This is a genomic window from Mesorhizobium sp. M4B.F.Ca.ET.143.01.1.1 (assembly GCF_004792275.1).
Lineage (GTDB): Bacteria > Pseudomonadota > Alphaproteobacteria > Rhizobiales > Rhizobiaceae > Mesorhizobium > Mesorhizobium abyssinicae.
The window spans coordinates 229,339-243,182 of record NZ_SRSR01000007.1 but is presented as its reverse complement, the minus strand read 5'-3'; the positions used below and the strand labels follow the sequence as shown (position 1 = coordinate 243,182).

The window sequence follows — 13,844 nt, the reverse complement described above, 5'->3', positions numbered from 1 at the left end:
CAATTGTGGAAATTATGTTGGAATGGGTATTAGCTATGGGGATGGAGGTTCGGAATGTGAATCGTATTTGTCCATTAAGTATGGCATAGATCTATTTTCGCAATCCAGTGGCTTTCAGTTGGATTTCTTATTAACTCCGCTAATTATATACTTCTGTTTGGTTTCAATCATATTTTTAACATTTTCGTCAGTAAGTAAAGTGTATTTTCCGATCCGGCATGCTTTTTACGCCATTAATATGGCGATATTGTATTCTTCGTACTTCTTCTTATCATTCGTGACCTGATCAGATCCGCGCTTCGACCGCCCCGCGCCATGCGCTGAAATAGGCCGCCCAGATGGGATCAGTTTGCGGTTCTATTGTCTCGACCTTGCTGTGCGCGGGCGTCTCTTTGGATGCCAGAAGTGCTGCGCCGATGCTGGTGCCGGTGGCGGCCTCGGAGGCGATGACCGTGCGCCCCGTCGCCGCCGCCAGCATGCCGGTAAAGAGGCGGTTGCGGGCAAAGGGTCCTTCCACGGTTGTCGGCCCGTCGCCGCCGATCAGCCCAAGACAGGTCGCGGTCATCAGCGCCAGATAGAAGGAGATGGTGACGAAGCGCTCGCCGCCGCTCGTTCCGTGGGCATTGAGCCATTGCGGCTGGCGGTGCGGGAACGGCCCCGATCCCTGCTGGGTCGAGGGCAGAAGCAGCGTCCTGCGCGCCAGCACGGCGGCGACGTTGTCCTCGTTCCAGTCCTGCGGCTGACCGTCGGTCAGCAGCGAGAACTCGCGCCCGCCCATGAAGCGAGCCGAAGGCACGGGATCGCCGAGCGCGTTGACGTTGACCAGCGTGTCTCGGGCCGGATCGAGCTCGACCCTGCCGCCGCCGACCGCCATCGAAACCACCCAGGTGCCGGTCGAGACGACGGAGAAGGGTGGCCGGTCGGACAAGAGATGCGGCAGCAGCGAGGCGTTGGAATCGTGCAGCCCGCAGTACACCGGTGTCTGCGGGTCGAGCCCGGTTCGCCGGGCGAGGGCCGGCAGGATCGGTCCTAGCCGCTCCTTCGCCGGTCGCACCGGCGCCATCAGCCGACGCCAGCCCATCTTGTCGACCAGCGACGAGTAGTCGGACGTCCACGGGTTCCACAGATCGGTGTGGCAGCCGAGCGATGTCACCTCGTTGACCGCGACGCCGGTTAGCCGAAGCGCCCAATACTGCGGGTACATCACAATTGCGGCCGCCTTGGCAAATTCCGCTGGAAAGCGCCTCTGCTGCCAGAAGAGCTGCGCGCCGATGTTCAGGCCGGCCGGCAGGCGCGGCGTGCCTGTCTCGACAAAGGGCGGACGGATGAGGTCATAGTCCTCGGCGAATTCGTCTGGTCCCGAAAATTCATAGTCGAGCACCGGCAGCGCCAGGCCTCCGCCGGCGTCGACCAGCACCGCCGTCGCGCCATGGGTGGTGATCGAGATGGCGTCGATGCGCTGCTCGCGGTGCAGTTCGGCGAGGCTATCGAGGATGAACGTCCACAGGCACTCGATGTCGTGCTGCGGGTAGGGGCCGTCAGTGAGGGGCGCGTTGGCGCTGCGGCGCAGTGCCGTCTCGCGCAGGGTCGCGAGATCGACAAGCGCCACCTTGGCGTTGGTCTTGCCGATATCGATGACGGCGACGTGGCTTACCCGCATTTCTCACACTCGATCGAGGGTCGGTTGGAGAACCCGGCAGGCAGCGTGTGAGAAATGCGGGCCAATCATGCCATATGGAACACGGTTTCCAGCGGCACCGCCACCGGCTCGTTATCGGCCCTGGTTTCCATCACATCGGCCATGTGCGCCCACCAGCGCTGCATCACCGGATGGCTGGGTAGCTCGGCCATGCCGTGGCTATCGCTGCGCCAGAGCACGCCGAACAAAATGTTGGTTTCCTCGTCGAGATGGATCGAGTAGTCGGAGACACCGGCTTGCTTCAAAAGCGCCACCAGCTCAGGCCAGATCTCGTCGTGGCGGCGCTTGTACTCGGCCTTCATGCCGGGATTGAGCTTCATCTTGAAGGCGTATTTTTCCATCACGCGAAGCGTCCCTCGCGCAGGCGCCGCCAGACGATGGGCAGCGCAATGACGATGATCAGCAAGAGGCCGATGAAGATCGACATGACGATGCCCGGCACGTTGAGCAGGCCGAGCCCAAAAGTCACCAGCCCCATGATGAAGGCGGCGAGCACGACGCCCAGGATGCTGCCGGCGCCGCCAAGGATCGAGACGCCGCCCAGCACCACCATGGTGATCGCTTCCAGCTCATAGCCCTGCGCGATCGACGGCCTTGTCGAACCAAGCCGCGAGGTGATCAGCACCGAGGCGATGCCGGACATCAGCCCGGTCAGGCAGAACAGGATGAACTTGATGCGGTCGACACGCACGCCTGAGAACTGGCATGCGACCGGATTGTTGCCGATGGCAAAGACGCGGCGGCCGAAGCTCGTGCGATGCAGCACGAACCAGTAGATGAGCGCGGCGACGAGGAACAGCGCCAGTTCGAACGAGAAAACCCACCAGACATAGCCCTGGCCGAAGAAGGCGAAGCTCTCCGGATAGCCCTTGTACGCCTGGTCGCCGAGGATGATGAAGGCGATGCCGCGGAAAAGGCTCATCGTGCCGATGGTGACGACGATGGAAGGCAGGCCGAGCCGCGTGACCAGCAGCCCGTTGAAGGCGCCGCAGCCGAGCCCGACAACGATGCCGATGGCAACCAGCACTGGCGTTCCGGCGCCGGCCTGCACCGCCATGCCCATCATCGTCGAGGCGAGCGCTACGATCGCCGCGACCGACAGGTCGATCTCGCCGGAAATGATCAGTAGCGCCATGGCAAGCGCGATCAGCGCCTTTTCGGTGAAGTTGAAAGTCAGGTCCGACAGCGACCACGGGTCGAGGAAATAGGGCGAGGCGAAGCTGTTGACCGCGAAGATGAGAACCGCGATGACGACGAGCAGCGCCTCCCAGGAAAAGATCGCGGACGAGAGCGGCTTGTCGAGCCGGTCGGGGATGTGGCGCGGGTGAGGGGCGTCGGTCATGCCGCTTCCGCCTTTCTGAGGATGATCCGGCCCTGCCGGCGCTCTCCGCGCGCATTCAGCACCACGGCCAGGATGATGGCGCTGCCCGATATCGCCATCTGCCAGAAGGGCGAGATGTTGATGACCGGCAGCGCGTTGGAGATGATGCCGAGGAACAGCGCGCCGAGCACCGCGCCACCGACCGAGCCGATGCCGCCGGCGATCGAGATGCCGCCGATGACGCAGGCGGCGATGATGTTGAGCTCATAGCCGTTGGCGACCTCGACCGATGCGATCACATAGCGCGAGATCCACAGATAGCCGGCGAGCCCGCCGATCATGCCGGAAATGCAAAAGACGATGAATTTTGTGCGGCCGACGTCGATGCCGGCATAGACCGAGGCGGTCGGGTTGACGCCGATGGCATAGATCGAGCGGCCGATCTGCGTGCGCGTCATCACCACGAAGAACAGCGCGATCACCAAAAGCGCGGTCCACGAAAGCACCGGCAGGCCGAGGAAGGCGGCGCGCTGGAAGTTGATGAAGTCCGGGCTCATCTGGTCGGCATTGACCCAGGCGCCGCCGGAAACCACGAAGGTCGCGCCGCGATAGATGGTGAGCGTGCCTAGTGTCACCACGATCGAGGGGATGTTCAACCGCCACACCAGCAAGCCGTTGATGGCGCCGAGCACCAGCCCGACGAGAAGCGCGATGACGATCAGTGCCGGGATCGGGATCGCCGGATGCGCGGCGTTGAGCATCGCCACCACCATACCGGTGAAGCAGAGGTTCGACGCCATCGACAGGTCGATCGAGCGCGTCAGGATCACCACCATCTGGCCGAGCGCCAGGATCATCAGGATCGAGGTGTCGTTGAACACCTGGCGCAGATTGGCCGGGTCGGCAAAACCCGGGAAGCGGGTCGAGATCAGGCCGATCAGCACGGCGATTGCCGCAAGCAGCCAGATCTCGCGGTATTTGCGCAAATTCTTCATGCCGCGATCCCTGCTGCGGTTCTTACCAGCGTCTCGGCATCGAGCCCCTTGTTGTCGTGGACGGCCGCGATGCGGCCTTCGCGCATAACGACGACACGGTCCGACATGCCGAGGATCTCCGGCAGTTCGGAGGACACCATGATCACCGACAGGCCTTGCGCGACGAGCTCGGCCATGAAGCCGTGCACGGCGGCCTTGGAGCCGATGTCGATGCCCTTGGTCGGCTCGTCGAGGATGATCACCTTGGGCGCCGTCGCCAGCCATTTGGCGATGACCACCTTCTGCTGGTTGCCACCGGAGAGCGTGCCGACATCCTGGCTGAGCGATGAGGCTCTGAGATCCAGCCGTTCGGTGTAGGAGCGGGCGAGCGCGAACTCTTCCGCCAGCCTGAGCACGCCCGATTTCGAGGTGCGCATGAGCGAGGGCAGCGAAACGTTCTGGAAGATCGGCATCCCGATCACCACGCCCTGCTTGCCGCGCTCCTCCGGCACGTAGACGATGCCAGCCTCGATGGAGTCGGCGGCGGATTTCGGCGCGATCGGCTTGCCGTCCAGCGTGATCGTGCCGCGGCTGGTGCGGGTGATGCCCGATATCGCCTGCATCACCTCGCTGCGCCCGGCGCCGACCAAGCCGTAGAAGCCGAGGATCTCGCCCTTGCGCAGCTCGAAGCCGATATCGTCGAACTCGGTCGGATGCGACAGGCCGGATACGGAAAGCACCGGCGCGCCGATCTTCGGCTCGCGCTGCGGGAAGATGTGGTCGACGTTGCGGCCGACCATCATGCGCACGATCTCGTTCTGGCCGGCATCCTTGAGCAGGCCCTCGCTGACCATCTCGCCGTCGCGGAAGACCGTGTAGCGGTCGGCGATGCGATAGATCTCATCGAACTTGTGGCTGATGAACAGCACCGCCTTGCCTTCGCTCTTCAGGAATTCGATCAACAGGAAAAGCTCCTCGATCTCCTTCATCGAGAGCGCGGCGGTCGGCTCGTCCATGATGACGATGCGCGCATCGATCGACATCGCCCGCGCCACCGCGACCAGATGCTTGTTGGCGATGCCGAGGTCCTTCAGCCTTGCGTCGGCATCGATATGGCCGGCGCGCATCGTCTCCAGCACCTCGCGCGCATTTTTCCGCATGGTGCGCCAGTCGATGGTGCCGAAACGGGTGCGCGGCGCGTGGCCGAGGAAGATGTTCTCGGCGACCGAAAGATCGTCGAACAGCACCGTTTCCTGATGGATGGCGGTGATGCCGTGGCCGAAGGCGGCATGGGCGCTATGCAGCGTCGTCGCCTCGCCATCGATGCTGATTTCGCCGGCGTCGGGCTGGTAGATGCCGGTCATGATCTTGACCAGCGTCGACTTGCCGGCGCCGTTCTCGCCGATCAGCGCCGTCACCTGGCCCGGATAGAGCGACAGGCTGACATTGTGCAGCGCGCGGACACCGGGGAAACTTTTCGAAATGCCGGAGAGCGTCAGGCGCGGGGCGGCCGGCTGGGCCGGGCCCGAAAGCGGCCGTTCCGTCTCCACTTTGTGCTGGGCTGTCGTGTCCATATCCGTATCAGGCCCTGAGAGAAGGTCCGTTTGAAGATGCGGCGGGACAATTGTCCCGCCGCACGAGCTTGAAGTCGACCAGGATCAATAGATCTTGGAGAACTTCTCGATGTTGGTCTTGTCGAACTGGAAGGGCGGAGCCATCGCAGCCGAGTTGGTGTCGTCGAGCGTCACCTTGCCGACGCGGCCGATCGACAGCGTGGCGCCGGGCTTGGCCTCTTCCTTCTTCACTGCCAGGTCATGGGCGAGGTAGATCGCCGAGTAGCCGAGGTCGATCGGGTTCCACAGCGCGACCGCCTGGCTGGCGCCGTTGTCGATGAACTTCTTGAACTCCGACGGCAGCGCCAGGCCAGTGACGTTGACCTTGCCGATCAGGTTCGCGTCGGTGACGACCTGGGCGGCGGCGACGACGCCGACGGTGGTCGGCGCGATGATCGCCTTGAGGTTCGGATAGGACTTCAGCAGGCCCTTGGCTTCGTCGGTGCTCTTGGCCGAGTCGTCATCGCCATAGACGGTGGCGACCAGCTTGATCTTCGGGAACTTCTCCGGCAGCACCTTCTTCGCCGCCTCGATCCAGGCGTTCTGGTTGGTCGCGGTCGAGGAGGCCGACAGGATGGCGACGTCGCCGCCTTCCGGCAGGTAGTCGGCGGCGAGCTTGATGATGGTCTCGCCGATCAGCCCGGTGTCCGACGGGTTGAGGTGCAACTGCCGGCCTTCCTTGGCAACGCCGGAGTCCCACGAGATCACGGTGATGCCGCGATCCATCGCCTTCTTCAGCACCGGCACCAGCGCGTCAGCGTCATTGGCCGAAACCGCGATCGCATTGACCTTCTGCGCGATCAGCGAGTTGATCACCTCGATCTGCGCCTCGGCGGTCGCCTTGGTCGGGCCCGTGTAGATCACCTCGACATCACCCAGTTCCTTGGCCGCTTCCTCGGCGCCCTTGTTGGCGGCGTCGAAGAAGCCGTTGCCGAGTGATTTCACCACCAGCGCGATCTTGACGTTCTCGGCATAGGCGGCATTCACGAACATGGCGGCGGAAAAGGCCGCCGTAACCAGCAGTTTCTTCAAAAAGCTCATCGAATATCCTCCCTTGAGCGTTGCATTTCCATCGCCGCTGCGGGCCGCTCAGGCCTGCAGTGAAGATTCTTCCTGTGCCGCCTTGCGTGCGACGATCAGCGTTACCCCGGCGGTTTCGAGCATCTTGGCCTCGCGGTCCTCGATGCCGTCGTCGGTGATCACGGTGGCGATGCGCGTCAGTCCGCACAGGATCAGGCTGGAGCGCATGCGGAACTTCGAGGAATCGACCAGCACCACCAGCTCGTCGGCCTGGTCGATCAGCTTCTGCTCGGCCTGGATCAGCAGCGGGTCGCCTTCCATCAGCCCGAGCGGCCCCAGCCCTTGGGCGCCCATGAACATGCGGCGCGCGTAGAAGTTGCGCGTCACGTCATTGTCGAACGGCGACAGGATGATGTTCTGCTCGCGGTAGATGGTGCCGCCGGACAACATCACCGTGTTCTTGGAATGCTTGAGCAGGTGCTCGGCGATGGGGAAGGAATTGGTGAAGATCGGCATGCGGCGGCCGGTCAGGAAATGCACCATCTGGAAAGTGGTGGTGCCGCCGTTGATAATGATCGGTTCGCCGTCCTTGCACAGGTTCACCGCTTCCCGGGCGATCGCGCGCTTCTGCGCGGCGTTCAGCGTTTCGTTGACCGAGAAGGGGCGGCCGGCGAGGCCGATGAACTGTGGCGGCGAGATCGCCTCGGCGCCGCCGCGCACCCGGCGCAGGCGCTTCTGCACATGCAGCGCCGCGATGTCGCGCCGGATCGTCGCCTCGGAGGAGTCCGTCAGGTCGACCATCTCCTGCACCGTCACCACAGGCTTTTCCTGGACGGCGGACAGAATGATCCTGTGGCGCTCTTTTTCGTGCATGGTTCCCTCCCTGCCTGAGCATCTAGGCACTCAAAACGAGCAGTGTCAATCATTTCCGATCATATAATTTCATTGTGCAGTGCAATATGATCGATATTGATCGTTTGTGATTGACAAGTGGGCGCCTTGCGTAGACATTCCCCGCGAAAAGGACCGCACCGTTTTGCGTCCCAAGGGAGGATACCTATGCTCGACAAGCGCTCCGGCTCGCGCCTCGCCAATCTGTGGGATGATGCGAAGGCCAAGGGATTGAGCGACCCGGAGCTGCTGGTCTATCGCTCCAACACGCTCGGCTCCGACAGGCGCGTCACCAACTATGGCGGCGGCAACACCTCGTCCAAGGTCTGGCAGAAGGACCCGCTGACCGGCGAGGAGGTCGAGGTGCTGTGGGTCAAAGGCTCGGGCGGCGACAGCGCCTCGATCAAGCTCGACGGTTTCGCCACGCTCTACATGGACAAGCTGCGCGCGCTGAAAGGTCTCTATCGCGGCCTCGCGCATGAGGACGAGATGGTCGGCTACCTGCCGCACTGCACCTTCAACCTCAATCCGCGCGCGGCCTCGATCGACACGCCGCTGCATGCCTTCGTGCCGAAGCCTTGCGTCGACCATATGCATCCCGACGCTATCATCGCCATTGCCGCGGCGAAGGATTCCAAGGCGCTGACGAAGGAGATCTTTGGCGATGCCATCGGCTGGCTGCCCTGGAAGCGGCCGGGCTTCGAGCTCGGCCTGTGGCTGGAGAAATTCTGCCTGGAAAACCCCGAGGCGAAAGGCGTCATCCTCGAAAGCCACGGCCTGTTCAGCTGGGGCGACACGCCGAAGGAGTGCTACGAAACGACGATCTCGGTGATCAACCAGGCGATCGAGTGGTTCGAGCGTCGGTCGGAAGGCGTGGCCATCTTCGGCGGCGAGGTGGTGAAGTCGCTCGATGCGCCTGCGCGCCGCGCGATTGCCGCGAAGCTGATGCCGAGGATCCGCGGCCTGATCTCGGAGAACAGCCACAAGCTCGGCCATTTCGACGACCAGCCCGCCGTGCTCGAATTCGTCAATTCGAGGGATCTGCGGCCGCTGGCAGCACTGGGCACTTCATGCCCCGACCATTTCCTGCGCACCAAGATCCGCCCGCTGGTCATTGAATTCGACCCGGCGAAACCTGACGTCGACGCCGTCATTGCGCGTCTCGCCGACGACATCGCCGAATATCGCGTCGGCTACCAGGCCTACTACGACAGCTGCAAGCATGCGGACTCGCCCGCCATCCGCGATCCCAATGCCGTTGTCTATCTGATGCCTGGCGTCGGCATGTTCACCTTCGCCGGCGACAAGGCGACGGCGCGTATCTCCGGCGAATTCTATGTCAACGCCATCAACGTCATGCGCGGCGCCTCGACCGTTTCGTCCTATGTCGGCCTGCCGGCGCAGGAGGCCTTCGACATCGAATACTGGCAGCTCGAGGAAGCCAAGCTGCAGCGTCTGCCGAAGCCGAAGGCGCTGGCCGGCCAGATCGCGCTTGTCACCGGCGGCGCCGGCGGCATCGGCCGCGCCACCGCCAGCCGGCTGCTGCGCGAAGGCGCCTGCGTGGTGCTGGCCGACATCGACGAGGCGGCGCTCACCAGCGCCAATGACGAACTGTCGAAAGCCTACGGCAAGGATTTCGTCCGGCCGGTGGTGATCAACGTCACCTCGGAGGACCAGGTCGTCGCGGGCTTCGCCGAAACTTCGGTCGAGTTCGGCGGTGTCGACATTCTTGTCTCGAATGCCGGTCTCGCTTCCTCGGCGCCGATCGAGGAGACGACACTGGCGCTGTGGAACAAGAATATGGACATATTGTCCACCGGCTATTTCCTCGTTTCTCGCGAGGCCTTCCGGCTGTTCCGCGCGCAGAAGATCGGCGGCAACGTCGTCTTCGTCGCCTCCAAGAACGGGCTTGCCGCTTCACCCAACGCCGCCGCCTATTGCACCGCCAAAGCGGCCGAGATCCATCTCGCGCGCTGCCTGGCGCTTGAGGGCGCTGAGGCGCAGATCAGGGTCAACGTCGTCAATCCCGACGCCGTGCTGCGCGGCTCCAAGATCTGGTCCGGCGAGTGGAAGGAACAGCGCGCCGCCGCCTACAAGATGTCGACCGACGACCTCGAGGAGCACTACCGCTCGCGCTCGATGCTGAAGCGCTCGGTCTTCCCCGAAGACATCGCTGAGGCGATCTACTTCTTCGCCTCCGACATGTCGGCCAAGTCGACCGGCAACATCATCAACGTCGACGCCGGCAACGCGCAGAGCTTTACGCGCTAGTCGCGCATCCCTTCTCCCCGTTCACGGGGAGAAGGTGCCCGAAGGGCGGATGAGGGGCAGCGCCAGCGAACGAGTACTGGGAGGAATTGTAGTGTCCGAATTGATCATCGCTGCCGATGTCGTCGAAAAGAGCAACGCCGCGCGCAAACCCGACCTCGAGCGCGACTACGCCTCGCTCGGAGAGCGTCTCGACAGGCGCGGCATCGCCATCGACACCATCCGCGACAAGGTCGAAAAATTCGCCGTGGCGATCCCGTCCTGGGGCGTCGGCACCGGCGGCACGCGCTTCGCCCGCTTTCCCGGCGCCGGCGAACCGCGCGACATCTTCGACAAGATCGAGGACTGCGCCGTCATCAGGCAACTGACGCAGGCGACACCCACCGTCTCGCTGCACATCCCGTGGGACAAGGCCGATCCGAACCGGCTGAAGCAGGCCGCGTCGCGCTTTGGCCTTGGCTTCGATGCCATGAACTCCAACACCTTCTCCGACGCCAAGGACCAGGAGCTTTCCTACAAGTTCGGGTCGCTGTCGCATGCCGATGCCGGCACGCGCCGGCAGGCGGTCGAGCACAATCTCGAATGCATCGAGATCGGCAAGACGCTTGGCTCGAAGGCGCTGACGGTGTGGATCGGCGACGGCTCGAACTTTCCCGGCCAGGTCAATTTCGCCAGGGCCTTCGAGCGCTACCTAGACGCCATGCGAGACATCTATGCCGGGCTGCCGGACGACTGGCGGCTGTTCACCGAGCACAAGATGTACGAGCCGGCCTTCTATTCGACGGTCGTGCAGGACTGGGGCACCAACTACCTCATCGCGAAAGAACTCGGCGACAAGGCTTACTGCCTGGTCGACCTCGGCCATCACGCACCGAACGTCAACATCGAGATGATCGTATCGCGGCTGATCCAGTTCAGGAAGCTCGGCGGCTTCCACTTCAACGATTCCAAATATGGCGACGACGATCTCGATGCTGGCTCGATCGACCCCTACCGGCTGTTCCTGGTCTTCAACGAGCTGGTCGACGCCGAGCTATCCGGAGCCGAGGGCTTCAATCCCGCGCACATGCTGGACCAGAGCCACAACGTCACCGACCCGATCGAAAGCCTGATGCTGTCGGCGGTCGAGGTGCAGCGCGCCTATGCGCAGGCGCTGCTGGTCGATCGCAAGGCGCTGGAGGGCTTTCAGGAAATCAACGACGCGCTGATGGCGACACAGACGCTGAAATCGGCCTACCGCACCGACGTCGAGCCGATCCTTGCCATGGCGCGGCTGCGGACTGGCGGCGCCATCGATCCGGTCGCCGCCTATCGCGCCGCCGGCTACCGGGCGAAGGTCGCGGCCGAACGGCCGGCTGTCGCCGGCGGCGGTGGTGGGATTGTTTGAGGCCAAGTCGGCGATTGCTCCAGGCAGTTTTTCGATAATCGTCACTGTCGGCGCTGCCCCTCATCCGCCTGCCGGCACCTTCACTCCGTGAACGGGGAGAAGAGCGCTGGCTGCGACCTCGGCGTCTGCTCTGCCAGCTTGGCGATTGGCGAAGCCACCGACGAGAGCGCCCCTTCTCCCCGTCACTATACGAGGAGAAGTGCCCGGCAGGGCGATGAGGGGCAGCGCTGACCTCGGCCATTTCCTATCCTTAGGACAAAGACCGAAGCGGAGGCCGGCCCAGCGGGCCGTTTCGATTATTCAATTGTTATTGGACTATCGCGCTCCAAGGGTCTTTCCTAGGCGTCCCCCACGCCCCGGAGTCCCCGCCATGCAACTCACCCGTCGGACGCTGATCGCCGTCAGCCTTTCGCTTACCCTCACCCTCACGCCATCGGCCGCCGTCTTCGCCGCCTCGCCGGCCCCAGCCAAGGGCGAGCACGGCATGGTGGTGACGGCCCAGCATCTCGCTTCGGAAGTCGGTGTCGATGTGCTGAAGAAGGGCGGCAACGCTGTCGATGCCGCGGTCGCCGTCGGCTACGCGTTGGCCGTCGTCTATCCCAACGCCGGCAACATCGGCGGCGGCGGCTTCATGACCATTCGCCTCAAGGACGGCCGTTCGACCTTCCTCGATTTCCGCGAGCGCGCGCCGCTCGCCGCGACCAAGACCATGTATCTCGACAAGGACGGCAAGCCGGTGAAGGGCGCCAGCCTCGACGGCTATCTCGCCGTCGGCGTGCCGGGCTCCGTTGCCGGTTTCGAGATGGCACGCCAGAAGTATGGCACGCTCACCAGGCAGGACCTGATGGCGCCGGCGATTGCCTACGCCAGGGACGGCTTCGTCCTCAACCAGGGCGACGCCGCCTCCTTCGCCGGCGGCGCCGAACGGCTGGCCAAGGACCCGGCGGCGGCCGCCATCTTCCTGAAAAAGGACGGCAAGCCCTATGGCATCGGCGAGAAGCTCGCCCAGCCGGACCTCGCCGCCTCTCTGTCAGCCATTTCCGAGAAGGGGCCGGACGCCTTCTACAAGGGCGCCATCGCCGATGCGATCGTCAAGGCAAGCGAGGCCAAGGGCGGCATCCTCGCCAAGGGCGATTTCGAGCAATATGCCGTGCGCGAGCTGAAGCCGGTGACCTGCTCCTATCGCGGCTATGAGATCATCTCTTCGCCGCCGCCGAGTTCCGGCGGCGTCATCATCTGCGAAATCCTCAACGTGCTCGAGCTCTATCCGCTGTCCTATCTCGGCGCGGGGTCGGCCGGAACGGTGCATGTCATGGTCGAAGCCATGCGCTACGCCTATGTCGACCGCAATTCGGCGCTCGGCGACCCGGATTTCGTCGACAATCCGGTCGAGAAGCTGCTCGACAAGGGTTACGCCAAGGACATTCGTGACAAGATCGATCCGTTCCGCGCGGGCGTGTCGAAAGACCTGATGCCGAAAGGCTTCGGCGAGTCGAAGGAGACCACCCACTATTCGATCATCGACAAGGACGGCAATGCCGTCGCGGTGACCTATACGCTGAACGGCTCCTTCGGCGCCGGCGTCGTTGCCGACGGCACCGGCATCCTGCTCAACAACGAGATGGACGATTTCACCCAGAAGCCGGGCGTGCCCAATCTCTACGGGCTGGTCCAGGGCGAGGCCAACGCGATCGAGCCGAAGAAGACGCCGCTATCCTCGATGAGCCCGACCGTGGTCACCAAGGACGGCAAGCCGTTCATGGTCATCGGCAGCCCCGGCGGCTCGCGCATCATCACCATCACGCTGGAGGCGATCGTCAACGTCATCGACCATGGCATGAACATCCAGGAGGCGATCGACGCCCCGCGCATCCATCATCAATGGCTGCCGGATACCGTCTATGTCGAGCCGTTCGGCCTGTCGCCGGATACCGAGAGGCTGCTTGCCGGCATGGGCTACCATCTCGAACTCGCTGACAAGACCTGGGGCCAGGCAGCCGGCATCCTGGTCGGCGGCAAGAGCCTGGACGAAATCGAGAAGGGCGGCGGCGCCCGTTACAACGGCGCCATCGACAGCCGCGCCGCGGCGGGCGAGGCGCTTGGGTACTAGAGCAATTTCAGGAAAAGTGTGAACGGTCAGGCTCGGCGACTTCGCCGTAGCCTTCCGTCCGGAATTGCGTCAAACCAAAAAGATAAAGCGGTTCCGCCGTTTCCATGAAACGCTCTAGGACTGGTCTAGGCCTGGGTCAGATGACCAGCGTCAGCGTGGAAGCCAAGAGCATAAGGGCGGCGATGCCGACGAACAGGGCATAGAGGCGGGGACGGTCGAGCAGCAGCGCGTTGCCCGATATCCAGGCGGATGTCGCGCCGCCAAGCGCGAACAGGAAGCCGTTGCGGTGGCCGAACGTCATCGAGGCGGCCATCAGCCCGCCAATGATCAGCGCGCCGAACACGATGATGACCGCGACGGCGTATTTCTCGAAATCGTTGCCGCTCCCCATGGCCGGGCCGATCGCGTTCAAGTTCGACAGCTCGTCCGGATCGAAGGGGCTGGTCGACCCATATTCGTCATGACCGACGGGTTCTCGCATCACTCAATCTCCGCTGCCCGGCAACAAACCATCAACATCCGCCGAGCGCAACCCGAACGCGCCTTGCCGGGGGCATCCGC

11 protein-coding genes are annotated in these 13,844 nt (G+C 63.5%); 3 read left to right on the top strand and 8 right to left on the bottom strand.

The features are described 5' to 3' along the window. Positions 1-286: 286 nt before the first annotated feature. The 7 genes from EN786_RS19380 to EN786_RS19350 all read right to left on the bottom strand — a co-directional run bounded on the left by EN786_RS19380 (position 287) and on the right by EN786_RS19350 (position 7,500). On the bottom strand, positions 287-1,660 hold the full coding sequence (locus tag EN786_RS19380; protein ID WP_127309840.1) for an FGGY-family carbohydrate kinase: 1,374 nt from the start codon (positions 1,658-1,660) through the stop codon (positions 287-289). A 65-nt stretch (positions 1,661-1,725) separates the two neighbouring features. Then, on the bottom strand, positions 1,726-2,040 hold the full coding sequence (rhaM, locus tag EN786_RS19375; RefSeq protein WP_187331374.1) for an L-rhamnose mutarotase: 315 nt from the start codon (positions 2,038-2,040) through the stop codon (positions 1,726-1,728). Next, complete coding sequence (locus EN786_RS19370; RefSeq protein WP_127309841.1) at positions 2,040-3,041, bottom strand: ABC transporter permease; 1,002 nt, start codon at positions 3,039-3,041, stop codon at positions 2,040-2,042. Before EN786_RS19370 ends, rhaM begins: the two co-directional genes overlap by 1 nt. Further along, positions 3,038-4,015 carry an ABC transporter permease gene (locus EN786_RS19365; protein ID WP_127309842.1) on the bottom strand — a complete coding sequence of 326 codons (978 nt, stop codon included), beginning with the start codon at positions 4,013-4,015 and terminating at the stop codon, positions 3,038-3,040. Before EN786_RS19365 ends, EN786_RS19370 begins: the two co-directional genes overlap by 4 nt. Next, positions 4,012-5,568, bottom strand: a complete 1,557-nt coding sequence (locus EN786_RS19360) for a sugar ABC transporter ATP-binding protein (protein ID WP_127309843.1) — start codon at positions 5,566-5,568, stop codon at positions 4,012-4,014. The genes EN786_RS19365 and EN786_RS19360 overlap by 4 nt, the downstream gene beginning before the upstream one ends. Positions 5,569-5,652: 84 nt before the next feature. Then, positions 5,653-6,648: a rhamnose ABC transporter substrate-binding protein gene (gene rhaS / locus EN786_RS19355; RefSeq protein ID WP_126056558.1), complete on the bottom strand. Its 996-nt coding sequence runs from the start codon at positions 6,646-6,648 to the stop codon at positions 5,653-5,655. A 48-nt stretch (positions 6,649-6,696) separates the two neighbouring features. Next, the gene (locus EN786_RS19350) at positions 6,697-7,500 is read right to left on the bottom strand and encodes a DeoR/GlpR family DNA-binding transcription regulator (protein WP_127282435.1); all 804 of its coding nucleotides are present in this window, start codon (positions 7,498-7,500) and stop codon (positions 6,697-6,699) included. Between the two features lie 186 nt (positions 7,501-7,686). Here EN786_RS19350 and EN786_RS19345 point away from each other — a divergent pair, with 186 nt between their 5' ends. From EN786_RS19345 to ggt, 3 genes are all read left to right on the top strand, one after another. Then, a complete protein-coding gene (locus tag EN786_RS19345) occupies positions 7,687-9,789 on the top strand; it encodes a bifunctional rhamnulose-1-phosphate aldolase/short-chain dehydrogenase (protein ID WP_135908730.1) in 2,103 nt (700 codons plus the stop codon). Between the two features lie 91 nt (positions 9,790-9,880). Then, positions 9,881-11,173, top strand: a complete 1,293-nt coding sequence (gene rhaI, locus EN786_RS19340; RefSeq protein WP_245518499.1) for an L-rhamnose catabolism isomerase — start codon at positions 9,881-9,883, stop codon at positions 11,171-11,173. 370 nt (positions 11,174-11,543) lie between these two features. Next, on the top strand, positions 11,544-13,283 hold the full coding sequence (gene ggt / locus EN786_RS19335) for a gamma-glutamyltransferase (RefSeq protein WP_127310106.1): 1,740 nt from the start codon (positions 11,544-11,546) through the stop codon (positions 13,281-13,283). 136 nt (positions 13,284-13,419) lie between these two features. On the opposite strand, the gene EN786_RS19330 is transcribed toward ggt, so the two are convergent. Then, on the bottom strand, positions 13,420-13,764 hold the full coding sequence (locus EN786_RS19330; RefSeq protein ID WP_127310107.1) for a hypothetical protein: 345 nt from the start codon (positions 13,762-13,764) through the stop codon (positions 13,420-13,422). Positions 13,765-13,844: the final 80 nt, after the last annotated feature.